The organism is Microbacterium sp. CCNWLW41 (assembly GCF_037083505.1).
Window position 1 is genome coordinate 1 of sequence record NZ_JBAOJP010000003.1, and the last position, 16,067, is coordinate 16,067.

Annotated in this window: 14 protein-coding genes; 10 read left to right on the plus strand and 4 right to left on the minus strand. The window is 70.7% G+C overall.

Translation table 11 applies throughout. From position 1 onward, the window contains the following. Positions 1-182: 182 nt before the first annotated feature. Positions 183-1,805, plus strand: a complete 1,623-nt coding sequence (locus V6R91_RS11660; RefSeq protein ID WP_336395533.1) for an ABC transporter permease subunit — start codon at positions 183-185, stop codon at positions 1,803-1,805. 1 nt (position 1,806) lies between these two features. After that, positions 1,807-2,742: a sugar ABC transporter permease gene (locus V6R91_RS11665; RefSeq protein WP_336395534.1), complete on the plus strand. Its 936-nt coding sequence runs from the start codon at positions 1,807-1,809 to the stop codon at positions 2,740-2,742. Between the two features lie 18 nt (positions 2,743-2,760). Here the strand turns inward: V6R91_RS11665 and V6R91_RS11670 are convergent, their stop codons facing one another. From V6R91_RS11670 to V6R91_RS11680, 3 genes are all read right to left on the minus strand, one after another. After that, the gene (locus V6R91_RS11670; protein WP_336395535.1) at positions 2,761-4,197 is read right to left on the minus strand and encodes an acyltransferase family protein; all 1,437 of its coding nucleotides are present in this window, start codon (positions 4,195-4,197) and stop codon (positions 2,761-2,763) included. A gap of 288 nt (positions 4,198-4,485) precedes the next feature. Further along, positions 4,486-5,166, minus strand: coding sequence for a response regulator transcription factor (locus tag V6R91_RS11675; RefSeq protein WP_336395536.1), 681 nt, complete (start codon positions 5,164-5,166; stop codon positions 4,486-4,488). Continuing rightward, positions 5,163-6,605 (minus strand): histidine kinase, encoded by a 1,443-nt coding sequence (locus V6R91_RS11680; RefSeq protein ID WP_271063007.1) that lies wholly within the window; start codon positions 6,603-6,605, stop codon positions 5,163-5,165. Before V6R91_RS11680 ends, V6R91_RS11675 begins: the two co-directional genes overlap by 4 nt. Before the next feature lie 303 nt (positions 6,606-6,908). On the opposite strand from V6R91_RS11680, the gene V6R91_RS11685 reads away from it, so the two are divergent. From V6R91_RS11685 to V6R91_RS11700, 4 genes are all read left to right on the plus strand, one after another. Then, positions 6,909-7,061 carry a hypothetical protein gene (locus tag V6R91_RS11685; RefSeq protein ID WP_336395537.1) on the plus strand — a complete coding sequence of 51 codons (153 nt, stop codon included), beginning with the start codon at positions 6,909-6,911 and terminating at the stop codon, positions 7,059-7,061. 190 nt (positions 7,062-7,251) lie between these two features. Continuing rightward, positions 7,252-8,568, plus strand: coding sequence for an ABC transporter (locus V6R91_RS11690; RefSeq protein ID WP_336395538.1), 1,317 nt, complete (start codon positions 7,252-7,254; stop codon positions 8,566-8,568). A 103-nt stretch (positions 8,569-8,671) separates the two neighbouring features. Further along, positions 8,672-9,079: a hypothetical protein gene (locus V6R91_RS11695; protein WP_271062890.1), complete on the plus strand. Its 408-nt coding sequence runs from the start codon at positions 8,672-8,674 to the stop codon at positions 9,077-9,079. 59 nt (positions 9,080-9,138) lie between these two features. Continuing rightward, entirely contained in the window at positions 9,139-9,786 is a 648-nt protein-coding gene (locus V6R91_RS11700; RefSeq protein WP_271062891.1) for a hypothetical protein, read from the plus strand. Between the two features lie 33 nt (positions 9,787-9,819). Here V6R91_RS11700 and V6R91_RS11705 read toward each other — a convergent pair whose 3' ends face one another. Further along, positions 9,820-10,239, minus strand: coding sequence for an META domain-containing protein (locus tag V6R91_RS11705; protein ID WP_271062892.1), 420 nt, complete (start codon positions 10,237-10,239; stop codon positions 9,820-9,822). Between the two features lie 146 nt (positions 10,240-10,385). Here V6R91_RS11705 and V6R91_RS11710 point away from each other — a divergent pair, with 146 nt between their 5' ends. The 4 genes from V6R91_RS11710 to fusA all read left to right on the plus strand — a co-directional run bounded on the left by V6R91_RS11710 (position 10,386) and on the right by fusA (position 15,925). Further along, complete coding sequence (locus V6R91_RS11710; protein WP_336395539.1) at positions 10,386-12,452, plus strand: hypothetical protein; 2,067 nt, start codon at positions 10,386-10,388, stop codon at positions 12,450-12,452. A gap of 389 nt (positions 12,453-12,841) precedes the next feature. Next, positions 12,842-13,210, plus strand: a complete 369-nt coding sequence (gene rpsL / locus V6R91_RS11715) for a 30S ribosomal protein S12 (protein WP_013584051.1) — start codon at positions 12,842-12,844, stop codon at positions 13,208-13,210. Between the two features lie 5 nt (positions 13,211-13,215). After that, positions 13,216-13,686, plus strand: a complete 471-nt coding sequence (rpsG, locus tag V6R91_RS11720) for a 30S ribosomal protein S7 (protein ID WP_067247205.1) — start codon at positions 13,216-13,218, stop codon at positions 13,684-13,686. A 124-nt stretch (positions 13,687-13,810) separates the two neighbouring features. Beyond that, positions 13,811-15,925, plus strand: coding sequence for an elongation factor G (gene fusA, locus V6R91_RS11725; RefSeq protein ID WP_336395540.1), 2,115 nt, complete (start codon positions 13,811-13,813; stop codon positions 15,923-15,925). Positions 15,926-16,067 lie beyond the last annotated feature (142 nt).

The window sequence follows — 16,067 nt, forward strand, 5'->3', positions numbered from 1 at the left end:
CGGGGGCGCCCCCCGCGCCGCCGTGGCCCCCGAGGCCCCCCGCCCCCCGGGGCACGCCGGGGTCCCGGCGCCGGTCGGCCGGGCGGGGCCCCGGGCCCGGCCGCACGCCCCGGATCCGCATCGCCGCCAGCGGACGCCCCGCCGCGACACGACACCGACCGCACACGAACGCAGGAGAACGGATGACCGCGCCCGTCATCGAGGAGCCGAGAGCCGGGGAGGACCCCGGCACCGCACGCCGGCGCCGCCGCGCCGAACGGTACGCCGAGGCCGCCGCCGCGGGATGGAAGGTGTGGCTGGTCAAGATCGCCGCGCTGGCGATCATCGACGCGGCCGCCGTCTACGCCGCCATGGTCCTCCTCGCGGCAGGATCCTGGATCGTGGCCGCGGTCGTGGTGCTCCTGGCCGTCGCCGTGACGGTCGTGTATCTCACCCCCGGACTGCTACCGGCGAAGTACCTGACGCCGGGCCTGATCTTCCTGCTGATCTTCCAGGTGTTCGTCGTCGGCTACACCGTCTACATCGCCTTCACCAACTACGGCACAGGGCACAACTCGACGAAGGAGGACGCCGTCGCGGCGCTCCTCGTCCAGTCGGAGAGCCCGGTCGAGGGCGGCCCCGTGTACGACGCGACCGTGCTGGAGCGCGACGGCGCGTACTTCCTCCTCGTCACCGATCCCGAGACCGGCGAGGCCGAGATCGGCACCACCGGCGAGGCGCTCGCCCCGGTCGACGCCGAGTTCGACGGCGACAAGGCCGTCGCCGTGGACGGCTACACGACGCTCGACTTCGGCACGGTCGTGAAGAACCAGACCCTCGTGTCGGCCGTCGCCGTCCCCGTCTCGGACGACCCGGCGGACGGCTACCTGCGGATGAAGGACGTCTCCAGCGCGCAGACCTACCTGTCCGACCTCGCCTGGGACGCGTCCGCGGACACCATGACGGACGTGAGGACCGGGACGGTCTACCGTGACATCGGTACCGGGGCCTTCACCTCCGCCGACGGCGAGGAGCTGCTGCCCGGCTGGTCGGCCAACGTCGGCTTCGCGAACTTCACGCGGGCGTTCACGGAGCCGAGCATCCGGGAGCCGTTCCTCGCGGTGGCCGCCTGGACCCTCGTGTTCGCCGTGCTCTCGGTGGCGACGACGTTCGCCCTCGGGCTGTTCCTCGCGATCGTGTTCAACGACCCGAGGATGCGCAGCCGCAAGTACTACCGGGTGATCATGATCCTGCCCTACGCCTTCCCGGCGTTCCTGTCGGCGCTGGTCTGGGCGGGCATGTTCAACCAGGACTTCGGCTTCGTGAACCAGGTCCTCCTCGGCGGCGCGGAGGTGCCCTGGCTGCAGAACGAGTGGCTCGCGAAGGCGGCGATCCTGATCGTGAACCTCTGGCTGGGCTTCCCGTACATGTTCCTCGTCTGCACGGGAGCGATCCAGTCCATCCCCGAGGACATCACCGAGGCGGCGCGGATGGACGGCGCGAACGTGTGGCAGATCTTCCGGCGGATCAAGTTCCCGCTGCTGCTCGTGTCCGTCGCGCCGCTGCTCATCTCGTCGTTCGCGTTCAACTTCAACAACTTCAACCTGATCTACATGCTGACGCGCGGCGGGCCCCGCTTCGCCGACGCGAGCATCAACGTCGGGGCGACCGACATCCTCATCTCGATGGTCTACAAGGTGGCGTTCGTCGGACAGCTGCGCGACTACGGGCTGGCGAGCGCGTTCTCGATCATCATCTTCCTCATCGTGGGCGTGATCTCGTACCTCGGGTTCCGCCAGACCAAGGTGCTCGAGGAGCTGAACTGAGATGACCACCGCGACCACCCCGATCAGCTCGTCCGCCGCGACCGGCGCCGCCCCGGCCGTGGCGCCGCACCGCGCGCCGCGCCGCCCGTTCGGCACCTGGTTCCGGCAGACCGGATGGCGGCACCTCGTCGGCATCGTGATGCTCGTGTTCTCGGCGTTCCCGCTGCTGTACGTCCTGTCCGCGTCGCTCAACCCCGGCGGGACGCTGCTGACCGCGAACGGCCTCTTCACCAGCTTCGACCCGGGCGCGTACGTGCGGCTCTTCCAGGATCCGCAGCGTCCCTACGGCGCCTGGTTCCTGAACTCGATGGTGATCGGGCTGACGACGGCCATCGGCACGGTGATCCTGGGAGCCCTGGCGGCGTACTCGTTCTCCCGCATGCGCTTCCGCGGGCGCCGGGCGGGGCTGCTCACTCTGCTGCTCGTGCAGATGTTCCCGCAGCTGCTGGCCTTCGTGGCCATCTTCCTTCTGATGTCGACGATCTCGGACATCTTCCCGGCGATCGGTCTGAACACGCAGATCGGTCTGATCATGGTCTACCTCGGCGGCGCGCTGGGGGTGAACACGTACCTGATGTACGGGTTCTTCAACACGGTGCCCGCGGAGATCGACGAGGCGGCGAAGATCGACGGCGCCGGCCACGCACGGATCTTCTTCACGATCATCCTGCGGCTGGTGGCGCCGATCCTCGCGGTCGTGGGCCTGCTGGCGTTCATCGGGACCATGAACGACTTCGTCCTGGCCTCGGTCATCCTCGTCGACCCGGACAAGCAGACCCTCGCGGTCGGCCTGTACCACTTCGTGTCCGAGGAGACCTCGAAGAACTGGAGCGTCTTCTCCGCCGGCGCCGTCCTCGCCTCGATCCTGCCGATGGTCCTGTTCCTCGCGCTGCAGCGGTACATCGTCGGCGGGCTCACCGCCGGCAGCGTCAAGTAGCCGCTCGCGGCGTGGGGCTCAGAGCCGCGCCGCGAGCCGGAAGCGCAGGCCCGTCGCCATCCCGGCGAGCGCGGCGCTCGGACGCGCGCTCCGGCGCGGCGCCGGGTCCCTCCGCGGGGCGGGAGGGGACAGGCGGTAGCCGGCGCCGGCCAGCGCGGCCGTGCCGAGGGCCAGCGCCAGCAGCGGGGCCCAGACGGGAGCGAAACCGAGCTGCAGGATCACGACGACGGCACCGACGCCGAGGACCACCGCGAGGGCGATCCGGGCGGCGGGGACGGTCCAGCGCTCGAGGCGGATTCGCCGCTCCGCCGCGCGGGCGAGGACGACGAACGGCACCAGGACCAGGGCGATCACGGCCAGGACGACCGGGCGCGTCACCCACCAGGCGGGGGAGAAGGTCGTCGGCAGCGGCACGGCGAACACGATCATCACCGCCACCACGACTGCCAGCGCCGTCATGTGCCAGAGGTAGATCGCCGTGCTGCAGGCGTTCAGCCGCGCCACGACCGCGGCGACGCGCGGACGCTCGGCGACCCGCACGAGCCGGCCGTAGACGAGGCGGAGGACGGCGACCTGCCCGACGCCGAGCACGACGAGGGCCACGGTGGCCGGGTTGTTCCCGGCGAGCAGGAGATCGGGGGCGTACCCGAGGAACCCGGTGAGCGCGATCAGCGTCGCCGCCGCGCCGACGAGGGCGACGACCGCCGTGCGGGGGCGGATCCGGTGGACGGTGCCGTCGGCGAGGAAGAACCCGAACTGCTGCAGCGTCAGCCACACGAACACGTAGTTCCACAGGGTCACGCCGTCGCCGAGCGGGCCGCGGGCGAGGTCCACGGCGATGACGGTCAGGACGAGGATCCCCAGGGTGAGCCGGGGCGAGCGCCGGTGCGCCGCCGCCATGAGGGGAACGAGCGCGCTGACGACGAGGTAGACCCCGAGGAACCACAGCGGGCGCCCGATCCAGTACGACCCGTCCGCGACGAGCTGCGCGGGCGTGCCGGCGAGCGCGGCGGCGCCGAGGAAGACCCCGACGCCGGCGAACATCAGCAGTCCGGGCACGAGCAGGCGGCCGATCCGCTCGCCGGCGAAGTCGGCGGCGGTGGCGCCGCGGGCCTGCATCCGCTGCCAGAGCCGCATCGAGGCGAAGCCGCCGACGACGAAGAACAGCGGCATCACCTGGATGACCCAGGTGAGCGGTCCGAACCACGCCTCGTCCTGGATGGGCGTGCCGATGACGACTCCGCCCGTCGGCGAGGACTCGATGCTCGCCACGAGGAGGTGCAGCGCCACCACGACGCAGACGCACACGACGCGGACGAGGTCGATCACCGGATCGCGTCCGCTCAGCGCCGTCCGCGGGACGGCGGGCCGGGGGGAGCGCTCGTGACGGGGGACGCGGCGCGCGGCGCCCTGCGCGTCGCGGGGTGCGGCCGAGGCGGGGAGCAGAGCGGACACCGGGTCCTCCGTTCGGTACGGCCCTCCGGTCGGCGGGCACTGGTCAGACCGTACGGATCAGGTGCCCGTCCTCTCGTCCCTCTGAGGTATCCGCGACCCCCTACCGCGGTACTGTTCCTGCGCTGCGTCTCGTCTGCGTGCTGCGTTTCGTCTCGTCGCTGCGCTCCTCGCTCAACGACCGGTGGGTTGCCGTCTCGTTGCGCGAGCGCAGCGAGACGAAGCGCGCGCGTCCTCTTCCGGTCGTTGAGCGAGCGCAGCGAGACGAAACGCGCCCGCCTGCGCTCTGCACTACCCGCGCTCGCCGGGCGTGATCAGGCCGGTCTCGTACGCCAGCACGACGGCGTGCACGCGGTCGCGGAGGCCGAGCTTGCCGAGGACGCGGCTGACGTGCGTCTTCGCGGTCTGCTCGGCGATGAACAGGCGTCCGGCGATCTCGGTGTTGGACAGTCCCTCGGCGATCAGGAGGAACACCTCGCGCTCCCGGTCGGTGAGCTCCGCGAAGACGGCCCCCTGCGGGCGCGGGCGGGCCGCCGTGCGGGTCAGCTCCTGCACGAGCATGGTCGTCACCCGCGGCGCGAGGAGGGCCTCGCCGCCGTGCACGGTGCGGACGGCCTCGACGAGCTGCGCCGGGGTCGCGTCCTTGAGCAGGAATCCGCTCGCCCCGGCGCGCAGCGCGTCGAAGACGTAGTCGTCGATGTCGAACGTGGTCAGCATGACGATCCGCGGATACGGAACGATCGCCGGATCCGAGAGGATCTCGCGGGTGGCGTCGATCCCGTTGAGGACGGGCATCCGCACGTCCATGAGCACGACGTCCGGCTGCAGGCTCCGCACCCGCTGGCGCGCTTCGGCGCCGTCCGCGGCCTGTCCGGCGACGGTGATGTCCGGCTGGGCGTCGAGGATCGCGGCGAGCCCGACGCGGAACATCTCCTGGTCGTCGACGACCAGCACGCGGATCGGGTGCGTCATGCGCTCTCCTCGGTCGGATCGTCGGATCCGGGGACGGCAGCGGGATCCGTGGCGCGGGGCGGGTGCGGCTCCGCGGGGGCGGCGGGCTGATCCTCCAGCGGCACCTGCACGACCACGGCCCACCCGCGGCCGCGCGGCCCCGCCACGACGCTACCGCCCACGAGGCCGACGCGCTCGTTCATCCCGGCGATCCCGAATCCGGGACGCGACCGCTCCGCCGGCCGTGCGCCGCTGCCGTCGTCGATCACCTCGAGCAGGAGGGTCCGTCGGCCACCCGGGGCGCGGTCCTCCTCCAGGATCACGCGCACGTGGGACCCGGGAGCATGCCGGACGGCGTTGCTCAGTCCCTCCTGCGCAGCGCGGAAGACCGCGAGCTGGACGGCGGCGTCGGGAAGCGGCACCGGGAGCGTGATCTGCGGCGTCACGCGGACCCCGGCGGCGCGGGTCCGCTCGACGAGCTCGTCGAGGTCGCCCAGCGTCGGCTGCGGCGCCGTGAGCTGCTCGCCCTCGTCGCGGAGGACCCCGAGGAGCTGGCGCATCTCGGTGAGGGCGGTACGCGCCCCGGTGGCGATGGCATCGAACTCGGCGGCGACGGGAACGGGCAGATCCGGATGCCGGTACACGGCGGACGACGCCTGCATGTGGACGATGGACATCGAGTGCGCGACGACGTCGTGCATCTCCCGGGCGATCCGGCGCCGCTCGGTCGCCCACCGCACCCGGCCGGACTCGACCTCGGCCTCCTCCCGGGCCCGGACGAGATCGCCGCGGACCATCCGCCACTGGGCGATGCCGATCGCGAGCACCATCACCACCAGCGCTTCGGCACTGATCGCGATGTTCACGGCCCAGTTCGCCTCGGCGCCCAGCCGCAGGGCGATGCCGACGAGCAGCGCGGCGAAGCCGAGCAGGAACGCCGTCACCGGCACGATCCAGGCCTCGCGCAGGCCGAGGACGAGCAGCAGCGCCGAGAAGGTGATCATGCCCGGGACAGGGAGCGGCCATGGGGCCCCCGTCGCCACATCGGCGGTCAGGGCGATCACGAGCATGCCGAGGGCGTGGGCCGCGATCCCGAGCCGAGGGAGGGCGACGGCCAGGGCGAGCCCTCCGCACTGCAGCAGTGTTCCGACCATCGCGGCGACCACGGGCACACCCGAGACCGCGGCGTTCACCGGCGTGCCGACGGCGAAGAGGATCACCGCGGCGGCCAGGGTGATCCATCCCAGGCCGGGGGTCGCGGGCGGGCGGCGGGTCGCCGACGCGCGGATCGTGCGCCACTCGGCGCGGAGACGATCCTCCGCGTAGACCGGTGCGGCCTGCGGCGACGGTCCCGTGCCCGTGGGCGACCCGCTGCCGTGCGCGGTACGGGCGGGGCGCTCGGCAGGGGCGGAACGGTCGGGGCGCTGCGGGTCGGCGGGCGCGGGGCGTGACTCGGGCATGCTCCGACGCTATTGCCCGCCGCGGCTTCGTGCGTCCCTCCGGCGTCGCATCCCGCCGATACGGGCGTAGCATTCCCGCTCTCCCGTCCCTCGCTCCCGCCCGCCCGTCGCTCGCTCCCCGTCGTCCCTCGCCCTCTTCCAGCCGTGCGGCGATCGAGTGGTCAGTTTCTGTGGGTTGGCGCCCGCTCAACCCACAGAAACTGACCACTCGACCGAGGCGTAGGGGGAGACGAGCGCGGCGGGTCGGGCACCAGCGCGGCGGGGCGGACGAGCGCTCGCCGCGGGCGGACGTATGCTCGCGGCATGGCTCGCATCGGGGGACGCAGCACCGTCGCGGCGTGGACGTTCGGCGTCCTCTGCGTCGGTGTGGTGGCGGGGCTGGTCGTGCTCGCCGCTCCGCTGATGCCGGTGATCGGCGCCTACGTCACGGACACCGTCCGCGCCCTGTTCGGCTGATCCGTTCGCCGGCGTGCTGCTCGGCTGACGCGCGGCTCGCCGGGGCGCCCGCATCCCAGAAGGGCCTCGCACCCAGACGCCCGGATCGGACACGCCCGGGCATCCGCCGACACGTCGGTCCGCCTCCTGCCTGGCCGCGGAACGCGGCGATACCCTCGGAACGCAGGCCATCCGACGCGAGGAGCTCCCCATGAGTGACCACGAGGTTTCGAAGCCGGAGCCGACCCCCGACGTCGACGACGTCGTGGGCAGCGCCAACGCCGGACTCGCGGACGCCGAGGCGGCGCGCACCGGGACGGACGAGACGAACGCCGCTGCGGGATCCGGATCGAGCGACTCCGCGGAGCCGACTCGGGACGACGCATCCCCGGCACCGGAGGCGCCGACGGCCGCCGGGAACTCCGTCCCGGATCACGCGTCGCCGGAGCACGCGGATCACGACGCGGTCACGGACGGCGCCGGCGCGACGGACCCCGTCACGCCCGCGACCGACAAAGCCGACGCAGGCACGGCCGACGCCGACGCCGGCGTGCCCGCACCCGCGACGGACAAGGCCGACGCCGACAAGGCGGCGGCTGACACGGCGGGCGACGCGGGCGACGCCTCCACCGGCGTCGTGGCCCCGGAGCGGGCCCGGCCGGAGCGCACGGAGGATCCGGACCTCGCGGCCTTCGCCGAGGCCGAGGCCGCCTACCCGGGGACCTTCGGTGGCACGTTCACGCCCCCGCCCCCGCGCCACGAGCCGGCCACCGAGCCGACCGCGGCCACCACGGCGCTGTCCGCCGATGACGCCCACGACACGGAGACCACGGCGCTCGCGGCCACCGCCGCCTATGCCAGCACCGAAGCGTCGGGAGCCGGCGGCGCCGGGATCGTCGCCTCCGAGCCGACCGCGGCGACGACGGTCGCGCCGACCGAGCTCGCCCCGCCCGCGCAGGGCCCTCTGCCGATCTTCGTCCAGGCCCCGGAGCCGCCGAGGGACCGCGGCAACCGCGCCGCGGCGGGCGGCATCGGCCTCATCGCGGCGATCTGCTTCGCGATCCTCTACCTGGGCGCGGCGCTCGGGATGGGACTGCTGACCGGAGACGTGCGCGGCGAGAACATCGTCGACGTGCTGCTGGAGAACCTGCGCTCCTTCGAGCTGTGGATCCCCGTGGCCGTCTTCTTCCTCGGCTTCTGGCTGCTCGGCGCCGTGATCAACCGCGGGCGCTGGGGGTACTGGGTCGTCTTCGGCATCCTGGTGGGCGCCGCGGCGTACGGCGGCCACATCCTCGGGCAGCTCTTCGCCGCGCCGTTCTGGACGCTCACCGCCGCCGAGAACGCCGAGCTGGCGAACAGTCAGCTGCTCGCGCCGCTGGCGATCGCCGCCTTCGTGTTCGGACGTGAGCTCACCATCTGGTTCGGCGCCTGGGTCGCCCGCAGCGGAGCCCGCAAGACCGAGCTCAACGCCGAGGCGCAGCGCGAGTACGAGCGGATCCTCGAAGCCGGGCCGCAACTCCCGGACTGAGCCGGAGGACGCCACGGACACCCACCCGGAAGACCCCCGCCACGACGGCCCCGACACGCCGTCCGCGGGGGTCTCGGCCGTCCTGGCGTGGGCGCTGGCGGTCGTGTCGTTCTTCGCCCTGGCCATCGCCGGCCTCGGGTTCCTGAGCCTGTTCACCGAGACCGACCTCATCGTCGTGGCCGGCCTCGGTCAGCTGCCGGGCGTCGTCGGCATGGTGCTCGCCGTCACGGTGTTCGCGGTCGTCCTGCGCATCGTGCTCCGACCACCGCGGCCCTCGTTCGTCCCCAGCGTGTTCCTCGCCCTCGGGACGACGCTCGCGCACCTCGCGGGCGTCTGGATCGCCGCACTGCTCGAGGGCGCCGGGATCGCACCGGCGACCGCCGCCGTCGGCCAGCTCGTGCTCGGAGGGGCGAGCGCGGTGATCGCGGTCGCGGCCCTCGTCGCCGCGTGGGGCGGGATCGCGCTGAGACGCACCCGTTCGGGGCGCCCTCGCTGGCCCTGGGAGGAATGACCCGCCGCGTCGGGGCCGGGATCCGGGACGGACACGCCCGGGCGACGTACGCTGGAATCGTGGAGCGCTCGCTGGAGACGCAGGTGGACCAGGCCGTCGAGGCCTGGCTGCGCTGGGTGCCGCGCTGGGAGCCCTCCACGCACCGCGGGCGGGTCGCTCCGTGCCGTCGGTGCCTGGGATCGCCGGTGCTCTCCGCGGCAGGAATCGGCGCGAACGTGCCGCACGGCGTCCAGCACGGGCTCTCCACCCGGATCAAGACGATCGTGGACCACGCGGTCGCGGAGTACACCGCGCGGAATCTGCCCATGCTGCAGGCCGAGCTCGATCAGCAGGCGGCACGCAACCGGGCCCGCAGCTACCGGCCCGCCGAGGACCTGGATCCGGAGTACGAGGGGATGCCGCTCGACCCGGATCCCGTGCCGGGTGCGCCGTTCCTGTTCACCCTGGCGGGGCTCGCGGATCAGGAGGCCGCCGTTCTGCCCCCTCTGCCGCCGCTGAGCGAGGAGGCGAAGGCGGCGCTGCGCCGCGAGGTGGGGCTCGCCGACGAGTACGCCAACGTCGTCGGCCGGGAGATCTGCGGGATGCTGCTCCGGCACCGCCTGCGGGTCCAGGAGGCGATCACCGAGTATGTCGAGCCGCAGATCGAGGCGATGCTCGCCGAGCTCACGCAGGCGCTGGACTCGCCGTTCGACCCGGACACCCTCTGAGCGGTCTCGGGCGCCGGCGCAGCTCCGGGGAGGTCAGGACGCGTCGACGGTGAGCGCGCCGATCTCGGCGCCGTTCTTGTCGAAGACGACGACCTGAGGATCGGCCACCTTGACCGTGTGCACCCCGTGCAGCCAGGTGTCCACTCCGGGGCAGCCCTTGAGCGTCGTGAGGCCGAGATCGAGCGTCAGCACGTCCGCGTCGCGGGTGTAGGTGCCGGCGAGGTCGTTGCATCCGTCGCTGCCGTTGAAGGTCCCGTCGTCCTTGAAGGTGAGGAACGGATCGGGCGTCGCCGCGGTGCCCGCCGATGCGCTGAAGACGGGCTGCGCCTCCGGCGTCGAGCTCGGCTCGGGCACCTCTGTGGGGGTGTCGGAACCGGGCGTGGCCGAGCATCCGGCCAGGGCGATCGCACCTGCCGCGGCGAGGACGATGGTGGCGAGCGTGGTCGCGCGCATGGGAACCCCTTTGGTCGGTAGGTGTTTCCCTTCACTATCCTCATGGGTTACTGTGAAGACGCTGTGTCTTACCTGCGGGTGACCAGTGACTGGGGGGGACTACCCTGCCTCGCTCTGAAAGTGTCCGACAACCACTGAGGATCAATGTGAAGAATTCATTCCGAAAGGCAGGCACGCTCGCTGCCGTCGGCGCAGCGGCCGCGCTCGCGGGCGGTGGCCTGCTCGTCGCGCCGGCAGCGGCGTCCGACGACGTCGCGGTCAAGTCGGCGCCCGTCGAGGGTGCTGCGTACGACGAGTTTGCGCTCAACCTGCTGAAGACCGACTCCGCGGTCGTGTCCGTCGGCAAGAACGGCGAGGGCAACATCGTCGTCACCCAGGACAAGGACAAGGAGCTCTCCGCCGAGACCAAGGCGACCGTGGCCGAGTACGCCGCGAACGTCTCCGTCACCGCGGGCGACCCGCTCATCGCCATGGCCCAGAACGAGATCGTGGGCGGCGCGGGCTACATCAACGAGGACGAGAGCGCCGTCTGCTCCGTCGGCTTCTCCGCGTGGAACCAGTCCGGTGCGCCGGCTCTGCTCTCCGCCGGTCACTGCGGCACCCCGGGTCAGACGGTCTCCCGCTCGACCCCTGCGGATGACGACGCCCCGAGCAAGCCCACCACGCCGGACCAGCCCGCCTACACGCCGTCGTTCCTCGACGACGCGCCGGTCGGCACGTTCGACTTCTCCATCTACGGCGGACCGAACAACTCGCCCGAGGCGACCGACATCTCCGGCATCTCGATCACCAACGACCAGCTCAAGGCCATCCCGGCCGTGACCGACTGGACGAGCTACGCCAGCGGCGACCTCGCCGCGTCGAGCACCCCCGTCACCGCGGTGGGCACTCCGGCCGTCGGCCAGGAGATCCAGAAGAGCGGCCGCACCACCGGTGTGACCACCAGCACGGTTGAGGCGGTTGGTGTCTGGGCCAGCGTCTCGGGCCAGTACGTCTACGGCTTCCTGAGCAACGGCGCCAACGGCACCGTCTTCGGCGGCGACTCGGGTGGCTCCGTCTACTCGGGCACCACCGCCCTCGGCGTCGTCTCCGGTGGTAACGAGGCGGGCAGCGTCCTCTTCTCGACCGACCTGGTGAACGCGCTCGCGCAGTCCCCGGGCTACTCGGTCATGCTCGACCTGGCCGAGCCGGTCGTCACCTCCCCGGAGAACAACGGCCACGTCCAGCCGGGTACCGCCATCACCGGCACCGGCCCCGCAGGACTGACGCTGCTCGTCTCGCGCGACGGTGGCTCCTGGACCGAGGTCGGGATCGACGACGCCGGAAACTGGTCGTTCGCCGCTCCCAATGACCCCGCCACGTACGAGTACAAGCTGCGGGTCAAGGACGGGGGTTACAACCGCTCGGAGATCGTGACCCACACCGTGGTCGTCGACGAGAAGGCCGTCGCCCCGGTGCAGATCACCGCTCCGGCCAACGGCTCGACCGTCGAGGGCCCGAACGTGGCCGTCCAGGGCACCGGTGAGCCGGGCGCGAAGATCGCGCTCGAGACCGCCACGGGCGACGGCGGCGGCCTTGCCGGCGAGACCACCGTCGACGAGGCGGGCAACTGGTCGATCGCGATCAGCGCTCCGTTCGGCGAGATCACGGCGACCGCGAACCAGACCGCCGGTGACAAGACCTCGAAGGCCACGTCGACGTTCACCGTCGCGGTTCCGGCCCCGGCGATCACCAGCCCGGCCAACGGCTCCACGCTGACGGCTCAGCCGACCGCCATCACCGGCACCGGCGTCGCCGGCGCCACGGTCAACGTCAAGCTCGACGGCGTCGAGCTGGGCGAGGCCGCCGCGGGTGCGACCGTGACCGCTGACGGCATCGCCGCGCTCTCCGCCACGGTGGGCGAGGACGGCTCGTGGGCGATCGCGATCGACAGCTCGCTGGCGCTCGGTGCTCACGAGATCAACGCGACCCAGACGATCGACGGCGTCACCAGCGGCGCGAACGTGTCGACCTTCACGCTGGTCGAGCCCTCGGTCCCGACGCCGCAGCCCACCGACCCGGGCAACGGCAACGGCAACAACCCCGGCGGCCTGCCCGCCACGGGTGCTGACGGCGGCGCGCTGCTCGGCACGGGCATCTTCGGTGGGGCGCTCGTGCTCCTCGCCGGTGCGGTCCTGCTGATCGCGCGTATGCGCCGGAGCGCCGCGGAGTAATCTCCGGCAATCCACGCGGAAGGCGCGTCCCCGAATCGGGGGCGCGCCTTCCCGCATTTCTCGGCCGCCCCGTTTCCTCTCGCTGCGCTGGCTCAACGACCGGTGGGCGCGTTTCGTCTCGCTGCGCTCGCTCAACGACCGTGGGGCGTCGCCCGACTCGCTCAACGATCCCGGTGTGTCGCTCCCGCCCGCATTTGACCGGTACCGTTACGCGGCATTACCATTGATCGGGAATGTGCGCGTCTTGACGTGTGCGTTCAGGGCGCCGGCACTCGCCGGTTCCGCCCCCACGGCATACCCACCACGAACGCGCGTCGGTTCCGGCGTGCCGGTGGGTCATGATGTGAAACCCATCGCGCTGTCACCGTGCAGCACAACAAGGAGAGAACGTGCCAACCATTCAGCAGTTGGTTCGCAAGGGCCGTTCGCCGAAGGTCTCCAAGACCAAGGCGCCCGCTCTGAAGTCGAACCCGCAGCAGGCCGGCGTGTGCACCCGTGTGTACACCACCACCCCGAAGAAGCCGAACTCGGCGATGCGCAAGGTCGCCCGTGTGAAGCTCCGCAACGGCACCGAGGTCACCGCCTACATCCCGGGCGAGGGCCACAACCTGCAGGAGCACTCGCTCGTGCTCGTCCGCGGCGGTCGTGTGAAGGACCTCCCCGGTGTCCGCTACAAGATCGTCCGCGGTGCGCTCGACACCCAGGCCGTCAAGAACCGTAAGCAGGCTCGTTCCCGCTACGGCGCGAAGAAGGGTTGAGTTAGATGCCTCGTAAGGGTCCCGCCCCCAAGCGCCCCGTCGTCAACGACCCGGTCTACGGCGCTCCGATCGTCACCTCGCTCGTGAACAAGATCCTCGTCGACGGCAAGAAGTCGCTCGCCGAGTCGATCGTCTACGGTGCCCTCGCCGGCGTCGAGGCCAAGAGCGGTCAGGACGCGGTCGCCACGCTCAAGAAGGCGCTCGACAACGTGCGCCCCACCCTGGAGGTCCGCAGCCGCCGCGTCGGTGGTTCGACCTACCAGGTCCCCGTCGAGGTGAAGCCGCACCGTGCGAACACCCTGGCCCTGCGCTGGCTCGTGAGCTACGCGAAGAGCCGTCGTGAGAAGACGATGACCGAGCGTCTCCAGAACGAGATCCTGGACGCCTCGAACGGCCTCGGTGCCGCGGTGAAGCGCCGCGAGGACACCCACAAGATGGCCGAGTCGAACCGCGCCTTCGCGCACTACCGCTGGTAAGACGGCGAATCACGTTTCGTCTCGCTGCTTCGCTGCTCGCTCAACGACCGACAGGTTCCGGTCGTTGAGCGAGCGCAGCGAGACGAAACGTCACTGAACGAATCCTCGAGATAAGGACACTCCTGTGGCACAAGACGTGCTCACCGACCTGAGCAAGGTCCGCAACATCGGCATCATGGCTCACATCGACGCCGGTAAGACCACCACCACCGAGCGCATCCTGTTCTACACGGGTGTGAACCACAAGCTCGGCGAGACGCACGACGGTGCGTCGACCACCGACTGGATGGAGCAGGAGAAGGAGCGCGGCATCACCATCACCTCCGCCGCGGTGACCTGCTTCTGGAACAAGAACCAGATCAACATCATCGACACCCCCGGACACGTGGACTTCACGGTCGAGGTGGAGCGTTCGCTCCGCGTGCTCGACGGTGCCGTCGCCGTGTTCGACGGCAAGGAGGGCGTCGAGCCCCAGTCCGAGACGGTGTGGCGTCAGGCCGACAAGTACGGCGTGCCGCGCATCTGCTTCGTGAACAAGATGGACAAGCTCGGGGCCGACTTCTACTACACGGTCGACACGATCATCAGCCGCCTCGGCGCCAAGCCGCTCGTGCTGCAGCTGCCGATCGGCGCCGAGAACGACTTCGTCGGCGTCGTCGACCTCATCGAGATGCGCGCGCTGGTCTGGCCGGGCGACGCCAAGGGTGACGTGACCATGGGCGCCTCGTACGAGGTCCAGGAGATCCCCGCGGACCTCAAGGACAAGGCCGAGGAGTACCGCCAGCAGCTGCTGGAGACGGTCGCCGAGACCGACGAGGAGCTTCTGGAGAAGTTCTTCGGCGGCGAGGAGCTGACCGTGGCCGAGATCAAGGGCGCCATCCGCAAGCTGGTCGTGGCCGACGAGATCTACCCGGTGCTCTGCGGCTCGGCGTTCAAGAACCGCGGCGTGCAGCCGATGCTGGACGCGGTCGTCGACTTCCTCCCGTCCCCGCTGGACGTGCCCGCCATCGAGGCGCACGACCCGAAGGACGAGGAGAAGGTCATCGAGCGTCACCCCGACGCGAAGGACCCCTTCGCGGCGCTGGCGTTCAAGGTCGCCGTGCACCCGTTCTTCGGTCGTCTGACCTACGTGCGCGTCTACTCGGGCGAGCTCGAGTCGGGCGCCCAGGTCATCAACTCGACCAAGGGCAAGAAGGAGCGCATCGGGAAGATCTTCCAGATGCACGCCAACAAGGAGAACCCGGTCGACAAGCTCACCGCGGGCAACATCTACGCCGTGATCGGTCTGAAGGACACCACCACCGGTGACACCCTGGCCGACATCAGCGCTCCGGTCGTCCTCGAGTCGATGACCTTCCCGGAGCCGGTGATCGAGGTCGCGATCGAGCCGAAGACCAAGGCCGACCAGGAGAAGCTGGGCACCGCGATCCAGAAGCTCGCCGAAGAGGACCCGACGTTCCGCACGGAGCTCAACCCCGAGACCGGTCAGACGACCATCAAGGGCATGGGCGAGCTCCACCTGGACATCCTCGTGGACCGCATGAAGCGTGAGTTCAAGGTCGAGGCGAACGTCGGCAAGCCCCAGGTGGCGTACCGCGAGACGATCAAGAAGGCCGTCGAGAAGCACGATTACACGCACAAGAAGCAGACCGGTGGTTCGGGTCAGTTCGCGAAGATCCAGTTCACGATCGAGCCCCTCGAGGTCACGGCCGACAAGTCGTACGAGTTCGAGAACCAGGTCACCGGTGGCCGCATCCCGCGCGAGTACATCGAGCCGACCAACCAGGGCTTCCAGGACGCCATGGCGACCGGCGCGCTGGCGGGCTACCCGATGGTGGGCGTCAAGGCGATCCTGCTCGACGGTGCCTCGCACGACGTCGACTCCTCGGAGATGGCGTTCAAGATCGCGGGATCGATGGGCTTCAAGGAGGCCGTCCGTCGCGCCAACCCGGTGCTCCTCGAGCCGCTCATGGCGGTCGAGGTGCGTACGCCGGAGGAGTACATGGGCGACGTCATCGGCGACCTGAACTCGCGTCGTGGCCAGATCCAGTCGATGGAGGACGCCCAGGGCGTCAAGGTCGTGCGCGCGTCGGTGCCGCTGTCGGAGATGTTCGGCTACATCGGTGACCTGCGCTCGAAGACCTCGGGCCGCGCGGTCTACTCGATGGAGTTCGACAGCTACGCGGAGGTCCCCAAGGCGGTCGCCGAGGAGATCATCCAGAAGACCAAGGGCGAGTAACGCCCTGCGTCCGGGAGCCGCGCATCGTGCGGCTCCCGGACACCCCACAACTTCATACCGACTCTCCACTAAACTGAGAAACCAATCCGTAGGGAACCGGTCGCAATCCAGCGCCCGGCAGCTCTACACGAACGTCCTGAGG